Source organism: Paucibacter hankyongi (assembly GCF_037482915.1).
GTDB lineage: Bacteria > Pseudomonadota > Gammaproteobacteria > Burkholderiales > Burkholderiaceae_C > Paucibacter_A > Paucibacter_A hankyongi.
The window spans coordinates 127,702-148,738 of the sequence record NZ_JBBHJX010000001.1; the positions used below are offsets into that span (position 1 = coordinate 127,702).

Genomic DNA, 21,037 nt, shown 5'->3' on the forward strand with positions numbered 1-21,037 from the left:
TGCGTCCCATGAATATGGCATCCCCATCCCCCCAGACGCTCGCGGCGTCCGCAAGCTCCACAGCAGCACCTGCCATCGAGGTGCGCCAGGTCTTGAAAACCTTCGCGGGCAAGCAATTGGTCAAGGCCCTGGAAGAGGTGGACCTGACCGTTGCCCCGCGCGAGTTCGTCTCCATCCTCGGCCCCAGCGGCTGCGGCAAGAGCACGCTCTTGCGCATCGTCGCAGGGCTGACGCCCTACCAAGGCGGGCAGGTCCTGGTCAATCAACGCGTGGTCAAAGGCCCCAGCCCCGAGATCGGCGTGGTGTTCCAGAGCAGCAATATGCTGCCCTGGCTGACGGTAGCGCAAAACATGGCGCTGGGCGCCAAGCTGCGCAAACTGCCCGAGACCGAGCTGGCGGCCAAGCTGGCGCAGCTGACCGAAACCCTGGGCCTGAAGGGTTTTGAGAACCATCACCCGCACCAGCTGTCCGGCGGCATGCGCCAGCGCGCTGCCATCGGCCAGATCCTGGCGCTGGACCCGCAGATCCTGCTGATGGACGAACCCTTTGGCGCGCTCGACGCGCTGACCCGAGACCGCCTGAATGTCGAGTTACTGCGCATCTGGCAAGAACTGCGCCAGACCGTGCTGCTGGTCACCCACAGCATTGCCGAGGCGGTATTCCTGTCGGACCGCGTTGTCGTGATGTCGGGCCGGCCGGGCCGCGTCATCGAAGAAATCAAGATCGACCTGCCGCGCCCGCGCCACCCGGCCGAGATCAAGGCCGACCCGCGCTATGGCGAATACATCGCCAAACTCTCCAGCCTGATGGGCGTGTTTGCCGATGGGCACTGAAGCGCTCGCCGCTGAATCGCCGGCCACGCTCTTGCAGCGCATCGGCCCGATTTGGGCGCAAGACATCAATGCACACCGCGAGCAAGTGGTGCGCGCCTACACACCGCTGCTGGCGGCGCGGCCGCTGGCCGGCCTGCAGGTCAGCCGCGATCTGGCCTATGGCGAGCACGCCCGACAGGTGCTGGATGTGTATCAGCCGGCCGCCGCGCTTACCCCCGACGCCCGCTTGCCCATCATGGTCTTCGTCCATGGCGGAGCCTTCTTGCGCGGGCAAAAAGACAGCAATGCGCAGGTCTATGGCAATGTGCCGCGCCTCTTCGCCCGCCATGGCTATCTGGGGGTGAACGTTGAGTACCGGCTGGCGCCCGAGGCACCCTATCCGGCTGGCGCACAGGACGTGGCCGCGGCGGTGCGCTGGGTGCGCGCGCATGCAGAGCGCTTGGGCGGCGATGCACAGCGCATCGTCTTGATCGGCCATTCCTCCGGTGGCGCGCATGTGGCCAGTTATGTGTGCGATCCGCTGTGTGCGCCGCCACAAGCCGAGATTGCCGGCGCCGTCTTGATCAGTGCACGCCTGCGCGCCGATGTGCGCGCCGACAACCCGAACGCCGCTGGGGTGCGTGCCTACTTTGGCGATGACCCGGCCGCTTATGAGGCCGGCTCGGCCGTCAGCCATGCGGCGCGCCTGAAGGTACCCACGCTGCTGGCCGTGGCCGAGTTTGAGAACCCTTGGCTGGATGTGTATGCGGCCGAGTTCTGCCACCGCGCCGGCCTGGCGCTGGGGCGCATCCCGCGCCTGATCTGCGTGCCTGAACACAACCACACCTCCATCGTGGCGCATCTGGACATTGGCGACGAAGACCGCCTGTTCGGCCAGCAGCTGCTGGACTTTGCGGCCGGCCTGCCGCCCTGCCCTTCATAGGGGCCACAAGGCCGCGCGCCTGCCCTTTCTCTTTTTCCTCTTGGAGTCATCCCCATGCAATCAGACGCCCAGCTCTCAACGAGCGGCGGACTGACGGGCGCGTTCGCGCCTGTCGTTACGCCCTTCCTGCCCGACGGCAGCCCCGACGTGCCCCGCTTCATCCAGCATTGCCGCTGGCTGATCAGCGAAGGCGCGGGCCTGGCCCCTTTTGGTACCAATAGCGAAGCCAATTCAATGAGTGCCACCGAGCGCATGGGCCTGCTGGCCCAGCTGGTGGAAGCCGGACTGCCGCCCTCGCGCATGCTGCCCGGCACCGGCGCTTGCGCCGCGCCCGAAGCCGCTCATTTGAGCCGTCAGGCGCTACAGCTGGGTTGTGCCGGCGTGCTGATGCTGCCGCCTTTTTTCTACAAAGGCATCAGCGACGATGGCCTCTATAGCTACTACGCCGATGTGATCGCGCGCATTGGCGATTCGCGGCTCAAGCTCTACCTGTATCACATCCCCGCGCTCAGCGGCGTGCCCATCAGCCACGCGGTGATCGAGCGCCTGTTGCGCGACTTCCCCGGCACCGTGGTCGGCATCAAAGACAGCTCGGGCGACTGGGACAACCTGAACGCCATGCTGAGCCGCTTCCCCACGCTGGAAATCTTCCCAGCCTCCGAGAGCTTGATCTCCAAGACCCGGCCGCTGGGCGCGCGCGGCTGCATCTCGGCCACGGTCAATATCAACCCCGGCCGCATCAGCCGCTTGGTGACTGAGTGGAACAGCCCCAAGGGTGCAGCAATGCAGGCCGAGGTGGACGGCGTTCGCAAAATCGTCCAGGCCCTGCCGATGATTGCGGCCTTGAAGGAGGTGTTGGCCCGGGGCTTGAGCGATTCGGCCTGGCGGCGCGTGCGCCCGCCGCTGCAGCCGCTCTCGGCCGAGCAGGCCGCCCAGTTGCAGGCGGATCTGGCCGCTGTTGGCTTCTCCTTGGCGGCGCGCTGACATGATCGAAGACCGCATCCGCCCCTTGGGCGCCTACCCCAGCCTGCGCCGCTGCGGCGACTGGTTGTTCTTGTCCGGCATGAGCGCCCGCCAGGCCGATGGCGGCTGCGCCGGCGTGACGCAACTGACCGATGGCGAGCTGCAGATCGACGTCGCCCTGCAAACCCGCGTCGTGATCGAAAAGATGCGCAAGGCCTTGCAGGAGGCCGGCGCGGCGCTGAGCGACTGCGTCAGCCTGACCTGCTACCTGACCGATATGCGCGACTTCGAGGCCTATAACGGCGCTTATGCCGAGGTGTTCAACGAAGCCAGCGGCCCGGCCCGGACCACGGTGGCCGTGCACCAGCTGCCGCACCCGCATATGCGCATCGAAATCACCGCCACGGCGTTTTGCGCGGCGATGGACGTGGCAGCAACGCCATGAGCGAGTCAAGACTTGACCCCGCCGCCTGGCGCCAGCTGTTCAGTGAGGCTCGCAGCCACAACGGCTGGCTGGACCGGCCCGTGGCGCCCGAGCTGCTGCAGGAGCTCTATGCACAGCTGAAGATGGGGCCCACCAGCATGAACTGCGCGCCACTGCGCCTGCTGTTTTTGTGCACACCGCAAGCGCAGGCGCGGCTGTTGCCGCATCTGCTGCCCGGCAATGTGGAGAAGACCCGCTGCGCGCCGGTGACGGTGCTGCTGGCCTATGACCGGCAGTTTCAAAAGCGCCTGCCGGATCTGTTTCCGCACCGCCCCACGGCCCGCGGCATCTTTGACGCCAACCCCGCCCTGCGCGAGGCTACCGCCTTTCGCAACAGCAGCCTGCAAGGCGCTTACCTGATGCTGGCCGCGCGCGGCCTGGGGCTGGACTGCGGCCCCATGTCGGGCTTCGACGCCGAAGGGGTCGAGGCCGAGTTCTTCGGCACTGGCTCGGGTTCGAACAATGATGCGGGCGAGCAACTGGCGATCAATTTCATCTGCAATCTGGGCTATGGTGACCCTGCGGCGCTGTTTGGTCGCTTACCGCGCCTGAGTTTTGATCAAGCCTGCAAGGTGTTGTGAATGATGGAGATTGCGATGGGAGTTGGGATGAGCGAGCTGGCGGCCTATCTGGCCCTGGGGGCCTGCACCGGCGTCTTGGCCGGCCTCTTGGGCGTGGGCGGCGGCATTGTGATCGTGCCCATGCTGGTGTGGATCTTCAGCGCCCTGCCCTGGGGCGAGGCCCATGCGGCCAGCATTGCGCACCTGGCCCTGGGCACTTCACTGGCCAGCATTGTGTTCACCTCGGTCTCCAGCGTTCGCGCCCATCACCGGCGCGGCGCGGTGGACTGGGGCCTGGTCAAGCGCCTGAGCCCGGCGCTGCTGGTCGGCACCCTGGCCGGCACCTGGGTGGCCAGCCAGATGTCCACGCCGCTGCTGAAGGGGGTGTTCATCGTGTTTGCCTTCTATGTGGGCCTGCAGATGCTCTTCAACTTGAAGCCCTCGGCTGGCCGCGAGCTGCCGGGCACTTGGGGCTTGAGTGGCGTGGGCGCAGGCATTGGCGTGTTCTCCAGCCTGGTGGGCATAGGCGGCGGCTCGGTGTCGGTGCCCTTTATGAGCTGGTGCCGGGTGCCGCTGCACCGGGCCATTGCCACCTCGGCCGCACTGGGCTTCCCCATCGCCGTGGCCGGCGCCACCGGCTACATCCTCAACGGCCTGCATCTGGTCGAGCAACAAGGTTCCCAAGCCCTGCCCGCTCTTCATCTGGGTTATGTCTACCTGCCGGCCCTGGCCGGCGTGGCCCTAGGTTCGGTTTTGACCGCCCCCTTTGGCGCCAAGCTGGCCCATGCGCTGCCGGTGGCACGACTCAAGCAGTGCTTTGCGGTGTTGCTGCTTTTATTGGGCAGCCGGATGTTGTGGAGTATGTGGCGCTAATGGCTTGGCTAAACCGGATGACCGACCGTCGCTACCTGGGGTAACGACAACTCAGTCCCCATAGACCATCGCCAACACGTCCGGATTGCTTTCTTCCTGAATCTCGCGAAATCCGAGGGAACGATAGACCGCGACAGCTGGCGCATTGTCTCGGCGCACGCGCAGAAAAACTTCCGTCACCTTTGGCAAGAGCAATGCTTGCTCCAGCAACAAAGCGCACAAGCGCCTGCCTAGGCCTTGGCCACGCATCGCCGGATCGACAAGAATTCGAACCAAATTGGCTCTCCCATTTGGAGCGCACCAAATCTGCCCGAACCCAAAGGCCGGCAGTCCCTGCAGGCTGACAGCAAAGCTCATGTGCCCGGGGAGATGGAGGATGTTCGGAAACTCCTCTCGGGTCAGCGTGCTCCCTTTGACGAGGCCGGGCCAATGCTCAGCCTGTGCCCATGCACATACGAACTGTTGCTCGTCTGGGAGGAGATCGCGGAGTATCAAGTCCATGTCACGGAAGGTTAGAGTTGATCCTCCGCCACTGAGTGGCCGTGCGAGGCTGAGAAAAGCGAGTCAGTGGAATTAGGCCAGCTGGTGGAGGCCCGCTCGAGGAACAACTTAGCCGCCAAACCCCCAGCATATTGCCATAGGTCTCCGCCTTGACTCTGAGGCGCTACCAGCAAACTTCGCGTACCGCCCGGCAGCATTTGTTCGCCACAATCGGCAGGGGCCTGTCGCTGAAACTCGAGCGCCCCCGTACCTCCTAGGTCAACCAATAGCCGTCAAGCAATATGAGCGCTAAGCCACTGGCCCCACGGACAACACCGACAGCAAGACCTAGCACCTACGCCATCAAGACCGAAATCCGCGACCCGCAGGCCAAGGCATGGCAGTTCTTGCGCCAGAAGACCATGTACGGCGGCAAGGCCATCGCAGCCGGCGACACGATTTATATCTTCGACAGCGAGAACACTGCAGGCAAGGGTCTGGTGGCGAAAGGTCTCGTCATCAGTGTCGAGGCCATACCGCGCTTGCTCGGCGTGGAGCGGCAAACACCGCGCGTCAACCTCATCGTCGCGCGGACAGCGTTTGCTCGGCACGCGTTCGGACGGATGGAGCTCAAGGGCTTCACGCAATGGGACGACGGTCGCCCAGAGACGGAGCTGAACTTTAAGTTCTACCGGCAAGCCACTGACAAGATCATTGGCCTCTCTGACTTAGCGGCGGCGTATCTCGAAGGTTCTTTCACCTCGCCCTGAAACGCTTGTGAGCTGGCCTTGGACGCAGCCACCGCTTGCTATGCACCACGTCACAGCAAGCAGCGAACCTGCCCGCCAGCTGAATGGGTAGGCCAAGCAAGGAATCATTCATTCAACGACTCACGCGCACGCAACACTGGGCGATCGGGCCCTCGCGATCTGCAACTCTTGGCTCGGCGAAGACCGGCTAGCATCCGGAACTTCGACTTGCCGGGAAGCTATTCAACGTGCGAAACCTAGGTCTGTATCTTGGCGCCCTCACGGCCGCGCTCATTGCGGTCGCCGCACCGCGCGTCTCGGCGGCCGATCTGTCCGGCTCGGCCGCTGCTTCAGCGCCTGCCCAGGCATCGGAAGCGAGGAGCTTGGAGGATTTGCGCCAGGAACTTCGTCGTCGCAATCAGGCACTGGTGCAGCAGGGCTTCAATTTGACCCAAGGCATGGGGCTCAAAGGCAAGGGCGGCGAAGCGCTGCGGCTGAGCCTGATCTTGCCACCCTATGAGTCTGAACGGCGCTTGCAACTTTGGATGGCCACGCTTGGCGGTGAAGCCCGCTTCACACTTCGCGGCCCCGGCGCAGAAGGCCCTGTGCGACTGACTTGGGCCGCACAGCAGGGCGAGGTGGCTTTGCCACAAGACTTGCCTTCGGGTCGCTATGCGCTGGAGTTTGATGCCACCGCCAGCGACGGTGGTGTGGCGCTGCTGGGTGTCAAGGGACCGGCGCAGATTCCGCCAAAGCTCGACCCGGCGCGCACCCAAGAGTTTGCGGCCGATGCTGCGCGCGGCTTTCATTGGCCCTACTTCCTCTACACACCCAAGCTGATCAAAGCGCCGCATCTGCTGGTGGTGCCGAATAACAGCGGATTCGTCAGTGAAGACCTGGAATTGCTGCGGGGCGCTGCCGCCACCGAACTGAATCAGCAAATCGTACTTGCCGAGAACTTGGGCGTGGCGCTGCTGGTGCCGATGTTTCCGCGCCCGGCCGACGCCAGCGCCAACTCAGGAGAGAACCTCTACCTGCATGCGCTCAGCCGCGCAACGCTGCTCAATACCCAGCCCGCTTGGCAGCGCGTGGACCGGCAGTTGCTGGCGATGATCGACGAGGCCCGGCGAACGCTGGCACAGCGCGGCCAGGTGACGGCCCCTGAGGTGTTGATGTCTGGCTTTTCGGCTTCGGGCTCTTTCGTCAATCGGTTCGCGTTCCTGCATCCCGAGCGCGTCCTAGCCTTGGCCAGCGGCTCGCCCGGTGGCTGGCCTTTGGCGCCGGTGACCAAGTTCAAAGGTCAGCACTTGAACTATCCGGTTGGCTTGAACGATTGGGCCAAAGTCAGCGGCGAGCCTTTGCGCTTGAAAGCGCTGAAGTCCGTTGCTGCCTTGATCTATATGGGCGATCAAGATGAGAACGATGCCGTCATCTACAGGGACAGTTTTTCCAGCGCTGACGAGCGGCTGATCTTCAAGAACTTCGGCAGCACCCCCCTGGCCCGCTGGCAGGGCATACGCCAGCTTTATGCTGCGCAGGGTCTGAACGCCAAGTTTGTCTTGTACCCCGGTGCCGCCCACAGCGTCACGCCAGAGATGCGAGCCGACATTGAGGCTTTCTTCAAACAAAGACTGGCAGCAGCCACTCCACCTCGTTGAACCGAATGCGCCCCCAGGCTGGCGGGAGTGCAAGCCTTCGATCCACTGCCCCAAGACGGCCTGATCGATAGGCTCGGCCGCCGGCGCCGGGCACAGCCGGCCACTCAAGGTTCTGCCTGAAAGCTAACCCGCGCGGGCTCGCGCGTTTGCTGCAAAAGCCGACCATAGGCGTAGTGGTAGATGGCTTGCTGCTCGCCGCGCCGAATTCGCACTTGCTGCGATTCACACGGGTTGTTGATCAGCGAGATACCCAAACCCTGCATTTGCACGGCGCCGAGCGTGCTCAGGCCAAAGGGGTAAGCCAGATGCTCGTAGATGAAGGACAGAGAGGGTGCGCCGTAATGGTCTTGCCTATCGAGTGGCTTCGGCCACCGAGTACAAAACAAGGCTGTGCACGACGGCGCCGCCCAAAACCGGGCCGTTGAGAAGAATCCTTCGGTCATTGCTCATCGATGACTCATCCTTGATCCGGCGGACTCCAAAGAGGACGCGAGCGAAGGCCGAATTCACTCCGGAATCGGCATCCCATCCAGACCCTTGACCTCTTGCATCGAGAAGCTGGTGCGCATCATCTTCACGCCCGGCAGGCGACGTAGCTTGGTTTGCATCAGCTGCGAATAGCTGTCCAGGTCTTGCGCCACCACCACCAACACAAAGTCCTCCGGACCAGAGACACCGTGACACATCACCACTTCGGGGATGTCGCGCACCGCGCGCTCGAATTCGAGCGAATGGTCTTCGTCCTGGCTGTCGATGCTGATGGTCACGAAAGCCATCACGCCATAGCCCAGGGCGCGGCGGTCCAGCCGTGCGTTGTAGCCGGCGATCAGGCCAGCGTCTTCAAGGCGTTTGATGCGTCGCCAACAGGGCGACTGCGACATGCCGGTTAGCTGCGCCAGCTCCGACGTCGTGAGGCGTGCGTTGTCTTGCAGCGCTTTCAACAACACCCGATCGGTCGCATCGATCTCGATTTGCATAAGAAATTCCAATTTTCAGCAAAGTTGGAATGAATTTACCCCAAACGAGAGTGGGTAGGGTTAGCTTGGTAATAAATCTGAAAAACAAAACATAGACTGGCCTCGTTGTATACATGAAAGACTGTGCAGATACAGATGCGCAGCACCCAAAAACCATGACGCTTGCCTCCGCTGTTCCTCACTCTTTGATCTCTCGCGCTGACTGCCTGGCGCTCGACGCGAACGACCCACTGGCCGCCTGCCGCGAGCGCTTCGCCCTGCCGCCCGGCGTGATCTACCTGGACGGCAATTCGCTCGGCGCCATGCCGCGCGCCGTGCCCGGCCGCATGCAGCAGGCCATCGAGCAGGAATGGGCCGTCGGCCTGATCCGCAGCTGGAACGATGCCGACTGGTACCCGGCGCCGCAGCGCGTGGGCGCCCGCATCTCGGCGCTGATTGGCGCCAAGCCCAACGAAGTGATCGTGGCCGACTCGACCTCGGTCAATCTGTTCAAGCTGCTGGTGGCGGCGCTGCGCCTGCGCCCCGGTCGCAAGATCATCTTGGGCGAGAACGGCAACTTCCCCACCGACGCCTATGTGGCCGGCGGCGTGGCCGAGTTGTGCGGTGTGCAGCACCGCCCGGTGGCGCCTGCGGATGTGATGGCCGCGCTGAATGAAGACGTGGCGGTGCTGACGCTGACCCATGTCAACTACAAGAGCGGCCAGACCTTTGATATGGCGGCCATCACCCGCCGTGCCCATGAAGTGGGCGCGCTGGTAATCTGGGACCTGGCCCACACGGCAGGCGCCATGCCATGCGATCTGAACGGCTGCGAGGCGGACTTTGCCGTCGGCTGCGGCTACAAGTATTTGAACGGCGGCCCCGGCGCACCGTCCTTCGCCTTTGTGGCCGAACGGCATCACGAAGCACTGCGTCAGCCCATCACGGGCTGGCATGGTCACGCCAAGCCTTTTGCCTTTGGTCAGACCTATGAGCCAGCGCCCGGCATCGACCGCATGCTGGTTGGCACCGCGCCGCAGATGGGCTTGTTCGCGCTGGAAGCCGCACTGACCGCCTTCGACGGCGTGGACCTGCAGGCGCTGCGCGCCAAGAGCCTGGCGCTGACTTCGCTTTTCATCCGCTTGGTCGACCAGGAACTGAGCACCTACGGCTTTGGTTTGGCCACACCGCGCGAAGACGCGTTGCGCGGCAGCCAGGTGTCGCTGACGCATGAGCAGGGTTACGCCATCGTGCAGGCCTTGATCGCCCGCGGCGTGATCGGCGACTTCCGCGCGCCCGACATCCTGCGCTTCGGCTTTGCCGCGCTCTACCTGAGCCACGCCGATGTCTGGGACGCCATCGCCTTGCTGAAGGACGTGATGTCCAGCGGCGACTGGCAAAAGCCCGAGTTCATGGCCAAGAAGGCCGTGACCTGAGTCGCCTGAACAAGTTTTTACCGCACCGCAAAGAGTTCCCCCCCTAGTCCCTACCGCTCCCCCGGCAGACCAACGTTCCAGATCCTCAAAGGAGACCCCCGTGAGAGAGAACCTGTCCATGCTTCGTACCCCCCTGGCCCTGGCGGCCGCTTCGCTGCTGGCCTGCGCGCCGGCGATAGCGCAAGTGAGCATTTCTGGCTATGTCGATGCCGCGCTTGAGCACATCAGCTCGGGCGGCAAGACACTGAACCGCCTCAGTTCCGGCGGCCTGACCACCTCGCGCCTGGAGTTCACCGCCAAAGAAGACCTGGGTGACGGCCTGTCCGCCAAGATCCGCCACGAGATGATCCTCAAGCCCGACACCGGCGCCATGGACGCCAACTCGCGCGAAACCTATATCCAGCTGGCGCATAAGGACTGGGGCGACATCAATCTGGGCCGCCTGAACCTGTCGTCCTACAACCTCTACGGTTACGCCGACCCAAGCTATGGCTCGGCCTACAGCCCGGTCAACAACATGATGGTGTTCTACGCGCCCTGGCGCGAGTCGAATGCCATCTCCTTCAACTCGGCCAAGTTCGCCGGCGGCTTCCAGGTCCGCGCCACGGTGACCGCAGGCAAGGAAGAAAGCGACAACAGCAAGAACGGCCGCGTCATCAGCTTCGGCGCCTCGTACTGGGGCGGCCCACTGTTCCTGAGTGTGGCCAATGACATCCACAACAAGAGCAATATCTGGGACAAAACCAAGAAGACGAACGAGACCTCGCGCGACACCTATGTCTCGGGCGTCTACCGCATTGGCCAGTTCGACCTCACCGCCATCCTGCACGACTACAACGGCTACTACGCCTACCCGCCCTACGTGGATTTCAAGACCCACGGCAAGAGCCTGCAGCTCGGCACACGTATTTCGGTGAACGAACAGATCCGCCTGTTCGCCAGCGTGGTGCGCCGGGATGACGCCACCGGCGCCTTGGCTGACGCCACCGGCGTGACGCTGGGCGCGACCTATCACTTCTCCAAGCGCACCACGCTGTACGCCACCTACGGCAGCGTGCACAACGGCACGCCCGGCAGCGCCGGCGCCGAGTACCCGATCGACTGGGGCCTGTCGCCCAAGTCTGGTGAAAACCCAGCGGGCTATATGTTCGGCCTGCGCCACGCCTTCTGACAGCAGTTAACTCACAGGGTCGGCGGCATACGTGGCCGACCCCATTTTCCGAAAGCACACCCCACGCCATGAATCGCTCTCTCATCAGCACCCTGCTGGCGGCCAGCCTGGCTGCCTGCGCGACGGCCCAGCCCGTCATCATTCCCGGCCCGGCCGATGCGCCGCGCATCCCCGTCAAGGAAAACCTCGACGAACCCAAGCGCGCCCCCGGCGAGCCAGCCCATGTCGACGCCTCTCAGTACGGCCTGGACCCCGCCACCGGCAAGTTCAAGCACCCGGCTGAAGTGCCGGCCATCCCCGGCACACGTCCGATCAAGGGCAGCCTCGACTATCTGGACCAGAACGCCTATCTGGAGAACACCAAGATCGAGGCCTATCAGGCCCAGATGTTCATCAGCCCCTACCACTCGTGGCAGACCACGGTGGACATGGACGGCCGCCGCTACATGATTCAGCATGAGAAGACCATCTACAAAGTCTTCGACATCACCGACCCGCGCGCCGTCACGCAAATCGCCGCCAAGGACTGGGGCTGGACCAGCAAGGAACATCCTTTCGGCCCGCTGACCATTCAGTGGAACGAAAGCCTGAAGAAGAACATCGCGGTGCAGTGCTACGAAGTCACCCGCTTCGGCATCTTGAAGAACAAGTACCTGCCCGAAGAGCAAAGCAAGATCGCCAGCATCAAGAACGCGCAGCTGCTGCGTGGCTTCCGCGTGTTTGAGATCGACAGCCCCGATCCAGCCAAGTGGAAGAAGATCTCCGAGCTGCCGCTGGACGCCTACGGCTCGGCCGACAAGATGCCCCAGCAAGGCTCGGGCTGCGGCGACATCCCGGTTTATTGGGGTGGCAAATACCTGTTCGTCTCCGGCGCACCGGACGACACCTTTGTGAACCAGGAATATCCAAACTACCTGTACAACCAGGCGCAAATGGCCTTTGACTTGTCGGACCCCTACAAGCCCAAGCGCCTGGCCACCTGGTGGGTGCCGGGTTCGCGCCTGGGCGAAGAAGAGGAATACAAGAAAAACCCGCGCGTCGGCAAGAAGACCGCCTGGATGGGCGCGCGCATGCCGCTGTTCATCCCCAAGGATCCTGAGAAGGGCGGCAAGTACGGCTACGCCGCGATGGGTGGCATGGGCTTCCATGTGATGGACATCAGCGACCCAGCCAAGATGCGTCCGCTAGGCAAGATCGACATGCCCGTCAGCCAAGCCGGCACCGAAGGCGACAACATCGACGTCACCAAGGTCGAGAAGACCGGCATCGTCTACTACAGCGGCTATCCGCTCAACGACGACTGCTACGAGCCCTACAAGGAGATCTACTCGATCGACGTGAAGGACCCGGCCAATCCCAAGATCATCAACACCTTGCCGCGCCCAACACCGCCCAAGGCCGCGCCCTTCACCGATTACTGCCAGCGCCGTGGCAGCTTCGGCCCCAAGCGCAGCGGCTACTGGCATCAGCCCGGCACGCCGAGCGACAAGTACCTGATCTACGCGTTCTACAACGCAGGCGCCCAGATCTATGACGTGAGCAACCCTGCCGCGCCCAAGATCGCAGGCTACTTCGTGCCCAAGACCGTGGATCCCAAGATGAACCTCAGCTTCGGTGACCAGACGCACGGCGTATTCATCGAGTGGGACCGCAACATCATCTGGGTCTTCACCAACCACGGGGCTTACGCCGTCTCCAGCTCGCTGCTGGGCGCCCCGAAGTTTGACCTGAAGAAGTAAGGCACGTTCGCTTCCTGCCTGGATCTCTGGAATGAAACACCGCCTGAGCGTTTTGACCCTGCTGTGCTCGGCAGCTGCCTTGTTGACTGCGCCCGACTTGTCGGCGCAAGAGCGCCCAGCTTGGGCCCAACACTGCATCTACTGCCACAGCCTGGATGAGCCTCAGGCGGGCCCCGCGTTTCGGCAGATTGCCGCCCGCTATCGGGGGAATTCAGACCAGAGCCAGGCAGCGAACCAGCTCAAGAAAAGCATTCTCGAAGGCAGCAGCGGGCGCTGGGGTGTCGCCCGCATGCCGGCCAATGTGCAGATCAGCGAGGCTGAGGCCAAGTTGATCGCCCAGTGGCTCCTCTCTTTGTCCACACCCTGAGCCAAGCTAACGCACGGCTCCCACTCACGGAGATTTTTCATTGATGCAAAAGAAGATGAACGTCATTGCTTGCGCCGCCCTGAGCCTGTTGGGCCTGGCCTCCACCGCCGCCCTGGCACAAGAAGTCGTGAAGATCGGCCACGTTGGCCCGACCAGCGGCGCTATCGCCCACCTGGGCAAGGACAATGAACTCGGCGCCCGCATGGCCATCGACGAACTAAACGCCAAGGGCGTGGTCATCGGCGGCAAGAAGGTCAAGCTCGAACTGCTGGGCGAAGACGATGCTGGCGATCCGAAGCAAGGCACCCAGGCCGCCCAAAAGCTGGTGGACTCCAAGGTCAACGGTGTGGTCGGGCATCTGAACTCGGGCACCTCCATCCCCGCCTCCAAGGTCTATTCGGATGCCGGCGTGCCGCAGATTTCGCCCTCCAGCACCAACCCCAAGTTCACCCGCAATGGCTACAAGACCACCTTCCGCGTGGTGGCGGACGACGTGCACCTGGGCGGCACGCTGGGCCGCTACGCCGCCAAGGACTTGAAGGGCCAGTCGATCGCCGTCATCGACGACCGCACGGCCTATGGCCAGGGCGTGGCCGATGAGTTCGAAAAAGGCGTGAAGGGCGCGGGCGGCAAGATCGCCGGCCGCGAGTTCACCAATGACAAGGCCACGGACTTCACCGCCATCCTGACCAGCTTGAAGGCCAAGAAGCCCGATGTGATCTTCTTCGGCGGCATGGACGCTGTGGCCGGCCCCATCCTGCGCCAGATGAAGCAGTTGGGCATCAACGCCAAGCTGATCGGCGGCGATGGCATCTGCACCGCCGAGCTGCCCAAGCTGGCGGCCGGCACCATGGCCGATGGACAGGTTTACTGCGCCGAAGCCGGCGGTGTGGACGCTGCGCAGAAGCAGGCAATGGAAGACTTCCGCGCGCGCTTCCGCAACGCCACCAAGCTGGAAGTGCAGGTGTACGCGCCTTACTCCTATGACGCCGTAGGCGTGCTGGTGGCCGCCATGGTGAAGGCCGGCTCGGCCGACCCGGTGAAGTACCTCCCGGTGCTGGCCAAGACCGAGAACTACAAGGGCGTGACCGGCAACATCAGTTTCGATGCCAAGGGTGACATCAAGAACGGCGCCCTGACGCTCTACACCTACAAGGGCGGCGCTCGCGAAGCGCTGTCGGTGGTCCGCTAATTCTTGAATTGAACGGACAGGCTCGGCCGCGAGGACCAGCCTTCCGCACACCGGAGTTCATGGGCCCGACCCTGGCGCGCATGGGGAGAGCGTGCAAGCCCGGGTCGGCGCTCATGGACGCCACCGGTTGAATTATTCGTTAGACGATTGAGTTGTTGGCAGCCTTGAAGCCCAGTGCGGTTTCAGGCTGCTTTTTTTCGGCTGTTCTTTTCAGCTGCCTGTGATCGACGGTCTGGGGTGCGGGTATGCGGCTTCGCGCCGGCCTCCTGCGCCCCATAACCCAAGACAGGCAAGACAATGTCCGGATAAGCAACTGAACTCCCGCTCAGTTCACGCGTTCGCCCAAATTCGCACCACAGTTGAACGAAAGGGCGGCCTTATTTCACGGACTGGCACAGCGACAGGCTTCGTACATTCTTCGAACGAGAAATCCAAAACTTGAGAGGATTTTTCGAATCGGAGTTTCAGATGTCTTCCATCCCGTCTTTGTCAACCAGCCAGATTGCCGCATTGAGCACGGCCACCATCGCCGCCTTTGGCAGCACGGACTGGCTGGCCTTCAGCGGCGAGCAAATGGCCGCATTGACGGCCGCGCAGCTCAGCGCGATGTCGGTCACGGCATGGAACACCATTAGTACCAGCCAGCTGACCAGCCTGAACGACGATTCGCTGCACGGCATGAACGCGCATGCGATCTCGCTGTGGCCGGTCAAGCTGCTGAGCGCACTGCAGGCCGATCAAATGGCCGCGCTCGACACCAGCGCCTTCCGGGCACTGACCGCCAGCCAGGCGCCGGCCCTGCAGCCCACGTGGCTGCAAGCCTTGAGCACCCCGCAGGTGCAGGCTCTCAGCAGCAGCGCGCTGACGGCGATGGCAACGACGCAGATCAACGAGCTCAAGCTCGAAACCGTGCAGGCCCTGGCCAGCTCGCAGATTCAGCTGCTGCGCACTCAGCAAGTGGCAGCTCTCAGCACCGACAACGTGGCCGCGCTCAGCGTCGATCAACTGCATGCCGTGAGCACGGCACAGATCATCGCCATGAGCAGCAGTCAGGTGCAAAGCCTGGGGCTGGAGCAGGTGCAAGGCTTGGTCAGTCAGCAAGTGGCCGCGCTCAGCAGCACGCAGCTCAACACCTTCTCGGACCTCGAACTGCAAGGCCTGGGCAGCGCGCAGCTGCGCGGGCTGAGCGGCCAACAGCTCAATGCCTTAGGCTCGGGTCGCCTGGCCAACTTCGATGAAAGCCAGGTCTCGCTGATGGGCTCGCGCCAGCTCAGCGGATTGACCTCCGACACACTGGCGGCCTTCAGCACCGATCAATTTCAGGCCTTCAGCACCGCGGCCCTGCATGTCTTGAGCAGCAGCCAGTTGCAAGGGCTGGACGCCGGCCAGGCGACCGCGTTGACGCCCGAGCAACTGGCCTCGCTCAGCAGCCAAGCGATACGCGGTTTGTCTGACAAGGCCTTGGGCGGGCTGGAAGTGAGCGACCTCGGCTCGCTGACCTCCAGCCAGCTCAATGCGATGAGCACACATCAGTTGCAACAGCTGAGCCCGGAGCAAATCGGTGCGCTCAGCACCAGCGCGCTGCGGGGCCTGGCCACCTTGGGTGCAGCGTCGCTGACCACCTTGCAGCTGGGCGCACTCGACTCCGATCAGCTCGGCGCCTTCAGCACCCAGGCACTGCGAGCTTTCCAGCTCAGTCAGCTGAATGCACTCAGCGCCGATCAGCTGGACGGTCTGACCGGCACCCAGGTGGGTGCGCTCAGCACGGCGCAGCTGCAGGGCATGAATGCAGCCGCCATTGACAGCTTCTCGGTCAAACAGCTGCAGTCGCTGAGTTCCGCTCAGTTTGGACGTTTGAGCAGTGCGGCGATCGAAGGCTTCACGGCCGAGCAGTTCGCTGGTTTGAGCAGCAAACAATTGCAGGGCTTGAACAGCGCGCAATTCAGCCTGCTCAGCGCGGACGAGGTGGCGGCACTCAGCATGAGTGCCTTACGCGGCCTGAGCAGCGCCCAGGTGGCCGGCTTCAACGCCGAGGATTTCGCCGCGCTCAGCAGCAGCCAGATGCAAGCCCTGAATGCCAGCAGTCTGCGGGCCTTGGGAGATGGTTTGCTCGACAAACTCGGCCTGGACCAAGTGGGCGAGCTGAGTTCGGCGCAATTAGCGGCATTGACCATCAGCCAGATTCGCCACCTGAGCCCCGACCAGATGGGCGCGCTGAGTACCTCGGCCCTGGCCGGCCTGGGCGCCACCACGGCTGCCGCGCTGTCAACGGCGCAGATCGCGGCGCTGGACCATGATCATCTGCGTGCCCTCTCGCCCGCAGCCTTGAATGCGCTGAGCAGCGCCGCCGTGGGCGGCCTCACGCCGGCCCAGTTGGCCAGCCTCAGCACCAGCCAAATCGCAGCCTTGGGCAGTGCCCAGATTGCCGCCTTGGACGGCGGCCAGATCGACGCGCTCAGCGCCCCCCAGGTGGCCGCGATGAGCAGCCAACAGATCAGCCGCCTCAATGACCAAGCCTTGGCCGCGCTGAATGCCGACCAGCTGGGCGCGCTCAGCGCGCGCCAAATCGCGGGCATGACCGCCCACCAGATTGGCACGCTCAGCCCTGACCAGTTCCGCTTCATTGCGCCACAGGCCTTCTCGTCCCTGAACAATGCCCAGTTGGCCGCCTTGAGCAGCGCCGACATGGCCGCCCTCAGCGGCGCCCAGATTGGCGCCCTCGGTGCGAGCCAGTTGCGCGCCCTGCCCGACGCCACCTTGGCCGCCCTCAGCATCGACCAACTGGCCGGCATCAGCGCGGCCCAAGCGGCCGGCCTGGGCGCGAAGCAAATCCAAGCACTCAGTCCCAACCAACTTGCGGCCCTGCCCCAGGCGGCCTTACATGCCCTGAGTGCGGCCGCCGGTGGCGCGATGAGCGTGGCGCAGATCCAGGCCTTGAGCCCTGAGCAAGTCGCGACGCTGCCCAATATCGCCATGAGCGGCTGGACTTCCACTCAGCTGCATGCCTTGAACGCAGACCAGTGGGCCGGTTTGGGAACCAGCCATATCAGTGCGCTCAGCCTGGCTCAAGTGGCCACGCTGGACGGCGGCCAGTTACAGCAGTTCAGCACCGCCGAACTGGCTGCGCTGAGCGCCAGCCAGATGGCCAAGCTCGGCACCCAAGCGCTGCAAGGCCTGGAAAGCGAACAGCTGGGCGCACTGAGCGCTCGCCATCTGCAAGCGATGACAGCAAACCAGCTGCAAGCCTTCAGCAAGGATCAGTTGGGCGCGTTGACGCCCGCGGCGCTGAGTGGTTTGTCCGTGGCCACGGTGGCCGGTTTGAGCACGACACAGCTGTCGGCCTTCAGCCCCAGCCAGCTGGCCGGACTCAGTGCAGCCCAGTTGCATGCACTCAGCGATAGCAATCTGGCGGCCTTGAGCACGCAGCAGGTCAATGGCTTGCTGGGCAGCCAGCTGGCCAGCCTGACAACGCAGCAGTTCGCACAGTTCACACCCGCTCAAGTGGCGGCCATCAGCGTGACGGCCTTTGCGGCCCTGCCCAGCAACGCGGCCGCCGCCTTGGCTCCCGCCCAGGTCAGCGCCATCAAGGCCGAGCAATGGGCTGTCTTGAGCACCCAGGCGGCACATGCGATGACGGCATCCAACTGGGGCCAGCTCGGCAGCGCGCAAGCCGCGGCGCTGAGCACCGCAGCGCTGGGCGCACTCAACAGCGCGCAGTTCAGCAATTTGTCGGCCGATGCCTTGCACGCCTTCGGCTCCGCCCAACTAATCTCTTTGAACAACGCCGAAATGCGCAGCCTCGGCACCCAAGGCCTCGCCGCTTTCAGCGATACGCAATGGGCCAACATGGGCTCGCGCCAGCTACAAGCACTCAGCAGCAGCCAGCTTTCGGCCCTCAGCGAAGGGGAAATGAAGGCCCTGAACAGCGGCGCTCTGGCAGGCCTGAGCAGCCAGCAATGGCTGAGCCTGAGCACCGCCCAGGTCCACGCCTTGAACACCGCGGCGGTGCAAGCGCTCAATGGCAGCGCACTCGCGGGACTCAGTATTGACCAAGTGCACGCCCTTGATTCGGCGCAGGTCCGAGCCCTCTCAGGCGCTGCCTTGCAAAAACTCGACAGCCAGCAGCTGCAAGAATTCAGCAGTGCGCAGTTCCAAGCCTTCAGCAGCAATCAGATTGGCGCCTTGAGCGCTAGCGTCTTCCCCGCACTGACAGCACAGCTGGGCTGGCTGGGCAGCGACCAGGTCGCCGGCTTGAGCGCAAGCCAAGTGGCCGCCTTCAGCAGCACCGACTTGCTGGCACTGAATAGCAGCCAACTGGGCGCCCTCAGCGTCGGCGCGATTGCTGCCATCAGCACTGCCAACATTGGCGTGCTGAGCTCTGCGCAGCTGGCGGGCTTGAGCACCGGACAGATGCAGGCCCTGACGGTGGCCGAGGTGCAGTCCTTGAGCACCGCCCAGCTCGACGCCCTGAGCAGCCGGCAGATCAGCGCCATGGCGCCGGCCACCATCGCCGCCCTCAACAGCGACCAGCTGGCGGTCGTCGCCGCCCATGACCTCGCCGCCATCAGCCCCACCGCCTTCGCCACGCTGGGCAGTGCGGCGATTGCGCAGCTGACCTCGATCGCCCGGCCGGAGCTCAGCACCGAGCAACTCGGCGCCCTGACAGCAGCCCAGGCTCCAGGCTTGGGCACGGCCGAGCTGGCCAGCCTCAGCGCAACCCAGATGGCCGCGCTGTCGGTCGCGGCGCTGCAAAACCTCAGCAGCGCGCAATTCAGCGTTTTCAACAGCACCCAGACCCTCGCCCTCAGCACCGCGCAGATCGGCGCCCTGAATGCCAAAGAACTGCAGATCTTGGACAGCGCCACCTTGCAAGGGCTGAGCCCGGCCCAGGTGCATGCGCTGAGCAACAGCCAGGTGCAGCAGCTCAGCGATGCGCAGTTGCAGGCGATCAGCCCGGACAGCATGGCCGCCCTCACGCCCGCAGCGCTGCATGCGCTGGGCGCCGCCCACATTGGCGCCTTGCGCCCAGCGCAGATTGCAGCCTTGGGGACCGAGCAACTGGCCGAGCTGGACAGCAGCCAGATTCGCGCCCTCTCCAGCGCGGCCTTGCAAGCGATGAATCTGGTGCAGATCTCGCAGCTAAGCGCTGCCCAGGCGCAGGCGCTGAGCGTGAGCCAGATCTCAGCCCTGCTGCCGCAACAGGTCGTGGCCCTGAGCGTGCCCGCCGTGGCCGCGCTCAACCTGGACCAATTGCAGGCCCTCAGCCCTGAGCAATTGGGCAGCCTGAGCGCGCCCCAACTGGGTTCACTCTCGGCTTTTCATCTCAGCAACTTGGGCACCGTGGCGATTGCGGCACTGAGTGTCGAGCAACTCGGCGGCCTCAGCGTCCTGCAGGTGCTCAGCCTCAAGCCAGAGCAACTGGCGGCGCTGAGCCCCGAACAAATGCCAGGCCTCAGCACGGCGGCCCTGCATGCGATGGCGCCCAGCCAGTTTGATGATTTCAGGCCCGAGCAAGTGGCGGGGCTGAGCTCAGCACAGTTCGCAGCGCTGACGCCGGCCGAAGTTCATGCCCTCAGCACCAGCCACATCACGGCCTTGGAGGCGCAACATCTGCAAGCCATGACGCCCGCGCAGATCGCCATGCTGAGCGTGGATCAGGTGCAGGCCATTGGCGCCCAGGAGCTGGCCCTCTTCTCCACCAAGCAGATCGCTGCGCTGGGTCCGGACGAAGTGGGAGCCTTGTCGGTCGGGCAATTGAATGCCTTGCCCTTGACCAATGTCGCAGCCTTCACTCAGGCGCAGATAGCGGCCATGAGCACCGCGACGCTCTCCAGCATGGACATGACCCATGTGGCCGCCTTCACAGGCTTGCAGCGCGAGGCGATGACGCCGGCCCAGTTGGCCGCCCTCAGCGCCGCCTCCCCGCTGGTGCTGGACCTCAGCGGCATTGGCGTGCAGACGGTCGATGCCGCGCATGGCGTCAGCTTTGACATCAATGCCACCGGCCACGCCACCCAGATTGGTTGGGTGGACCAGGGCAGCGGCCTCTTGGCGCTGGACCGCAATGGCAATGGGCAGATCGACAGTGGCGCCGAGCTCTTTGGCACGGCCACCCGCCTGGCCGATGGTCATCTGGCCGACAACGGCTTCCAGGCATTGGCCCAGCTAGACAGCAATCACGACGGCAAGATCAGCGCCGCCGATGCCGAGTTCCAACATCTGAAGGTCTGGGTCGACAGCGGCCATGGCGCTGCCGGCAAGTTGCTCAGCCTGAAGGAGCTCGATGTGGTGGAGCTGGACCTGCACGCGACCGCGCAAGACAAGATCCAGAACGGCAACCTGATCGGCCTGGAAGGCGCCTACAAAACCAGCGACGGCAAGAGCCACGAGCTGGCCGATGTGTGGTTTGGCCAGACTTCAAGCAGCAGCGCCACCGGCCATGCGTCCGCGCCGCTGTTGAGCGATTTGCTGCATGCCCCTAGCGGCCCGCTGCTGGCAGAGCCCAACGGCGCCGCCCAAGCGGACCCACAGCTGAGCCACAGCCGCGTACAAGCCGGCGAGGGCTGGCTCAGCAGCTACGGCATGGAGCAACTCAAGCACCACCAAGACCAGCAGCAAGGCAATAACTGGCTGATCTGAGGCCAGCCAGACTTG

General features: G+C 63.9%; 17 protein-coding genes. 14 read left to right on the forward strand and 3 right to left on the reverse strand.

Annotated features, from left to right (window positions below; genetic code table 11):
- The first annotated feature begins 8 nt into the window (after nt 1-8).
- Genes WG899_RS00525 through WG899_RS00550 form a run of 6 tightly spaced genes read left to right on the forward strand, consistent with a single transcriptional unit; the run spans nt 9 to nt 4,635 of the window.
- Nucleotides 9-833 carry an ABC transporter ATP-binding protein gene (locus tag WG899_RS00525; protein WP_339593667.1) on the forward strand — a complete coding sequence of 275 codons (825 nt, stop codon included), beginning with the start codon at nt 9-11 and terminating at the stop codon, nt 831-833.
- Entirely contained in the window at nt 823-1,755 is a 933-nt protein-coding gene (locus tag WG899_RS00530; protein WP_339593668.1) for an alpha/beta hydrolase, read from the forward strand. The genes WG899_RS00525 and WG899_RS00530 overlap by 11 nt, the downstream gene beginning before the upstream one ends.
- 54 nt (nt 1,756-1,809) lie before the next feature.
- Nucleotides 1,810-2,739 carry a dihydrodipicolinate synthase family protein gene (locus WG899_RS00535; protein WP_339593669.1) on the forward strand — a complete coding sequence of 310 codons (930 nt, stop codon included), beginning with the start codon at nt 1,810-1,812 and terminating at the stop codon, nt 2,737-2,739.
- Nucleotide 2,740: 1 nt separating this feature from the next.
- Nucleotides 2,741-3,163: a RidA family protein gene (locus WG899_RS00540; RefSeq protein ID WP_339593670.1), complete on the forward strand. Its 423-nt coding sequence runs from the start codon at nt 2,741-2,743 to the stop codon at nt 3,161-3,163.
- Entirely contained in the window at nt 3,160-3,783 is a 624-nt protein-coding gene (locus tag WG899_RS00545; RefSeq protein ID WP_339593671.1) for a malonic semialdehyde reductase, read from the forward strand. The genes WG899_RS00540 and WG899_RS00545 overlap by 4 nt, the downstream gene beginning before the upstream one ends.
- Before the next feature lie 15 nt (nt 3,784-3,798).
- Complete coding sequence (locus WG899_RS00550) at nt 3,799-4,635, forward strand: sulfite exporter TauE/SafE family protein (protein ID WP_339593672.1); 837 nt, start codon at nt 3,799-3,801, stop codon at nt 4,633-4,635.
- A gap of 51 nt (nt 4,636-4,686) precedes the next feature.
- Here the strand turns inward: WG899_RS00550 and WG899_RS00555 are convergent, their stop codons facing one another.
- The gene (locus WG899_RS00555) at nt 4,687-5,136 is read right to left on the reverse strand and encodes a GNAT family N-acetyltransferase (protein ID WP_339593673.1); all 450 of its coding nucleotides are present in this window, start codon (nt 5,134-5,136) and stop codon (nt 4,687-4,689) included.
- Nucleotides 5,137-5,417: 281 nt separating this feature from the next.
- Between WG899_RS00555 and WG899_RS00560 the strand changes: the two genes are divergently transcribed.
- Nucleotides 5,418-5,885, forward strand: coding sequence for a hypothetical protein (locus tag WG899_RS00560; RefSeq protein ID WP_339593674.1), 468 nt, complete (start codon nt 5,418-5,420; stop codon nt 5,883-5,885).
- A gap of 227 nt (nt 5,886-6,112) precedes the next feature.
- Nucleotides 6,113-7,522: an alpha/beta hydrolase gene (locus WG899_RS00565; protein WP_339593675.1), complete on the forward strand. Its 1,410-nt coding sequence runs from the start codon at nt 6,113-6,115 to the stop codon at nt 7,520-7,522.
- Nucleotides 7,523-7,626: 104 nt separating this feature from the next.
- Here the strand turns inward: WG899_RS00565 and WG899_RS00570 are convergent, their stop codons facing one another.
- The gene (locus WG899_RS00570; protein ID WP_339593676.1) at nt 7,627-7,965 is read right to left on the reverse strand and encodes a hypothetical protein; all 339 of its coding nucleotides are present in this window, start codon (nt 7,963-7,965) and stop codon (nt 7,627-7,629) included.
- A 63-nt stretch (nt 7,966-8,028) separates the two neighbouring features.
- The gene (locus tag WG899_RS00575) at nt 8,029-8,499 is read right to left on the reverse strand and encodes an Lrp/AsnC family transcriptional regulator (RefSeq protein WP_263538249.1); all 471 of its coding nucleotides are present in this window, start codon (nt 8,497-8,499) and stop codon (nt 8,029-8,031) included.
- 155 nt (nt 8,500-8,654) lie between these two features.
- Here WG899_RS00575 and kynU point away from each other — a divergent pair, with 155 nt between their 5' ends.
- From kynU to WG899_RS00605, 6 genes are all read left to right on the forward strand, one after another.
- The gene (kynU, locus tag WG899_RS00580) at nt 8,655-9,914 is read left to right on the forward strand and encodes a kynureninase (protein WP_444718794.1); all 1,260 of its coding nucleotides are present in this window, start codon (nt 8,655-8,657) and stop codon (nt 9,912-9,914) included.
- A gap of 118 nt (nt 9,915-10,032) precedes the next feature.
- Nucleotides 10,033-11,085 carry a porin gene (locus tag WG899_RS00585; RefSeq protein WP_339593677.1) on the forward strand — a complete coding sequence of 351 codons (1,053 nt, stop codon included), beginning with the start codon at nt 10,033-10,035 and terminating at the stop codon, nt 11,083-11,085.
- 68 nt (nt 11,086-11,153) lie between these two features.
- Nucleotides 11,154-12,824 carry an LVIVD repeat-containing protein gene (locus WG899_RS00590; protein ID WP_339593678.1) on the forward strand — a complete coding sequence of 557 codons (1,671 nt, stop codon included), beginning with the start codon at nt 11,154-11,156 and terminating at the stop codon, nt 12,822-12,824.
- A 31-nt stretch (nt 12,825-12,855) separates the two neighbouring features.
- Nucleotides 12,856-13,191 carry a c-type cytochrome gene (locus WG899_RS00595; RefSeq protein WP_339593679.1) on the forward strand — a complete coding sequence of 112 codons (336 nt, stop codon included), beginning with the start codon at nt 12,856-12,858 and terminating at the stop codon, nt 13,189-13,191.
- Nucleotides 13,192-13,234: 43 nt separating this feature from the next.
- Nucleotides 13,235-14,383 (forward strand): branched-chain amino acid ABC transporter substrate-binding protein, encoded by a 1,149-nt coding sequence (locus tag WG899_RS00600; RefSeq protein ID WP_339593680.1) that lies wholly within the window; start codon nt 13,235-13,237, stop codon nt 14,381-14,383.
- A gap of 468 nt (nt 14,384-14,851) precedes the next feature.
- Complete coding sequence (locus WG899_RS00605) at nt 14,852-21,022, forward strand: SPM autocatalytic domain-containing protein (RefSeq protein WP_339593681.1); 6,171 nt, start codon at nt 14,852-14,854, stop codon at nt 21,020-21,022.
- Nucleotides 21,023-21,037 lie beyond the last annotated feature (15 nt).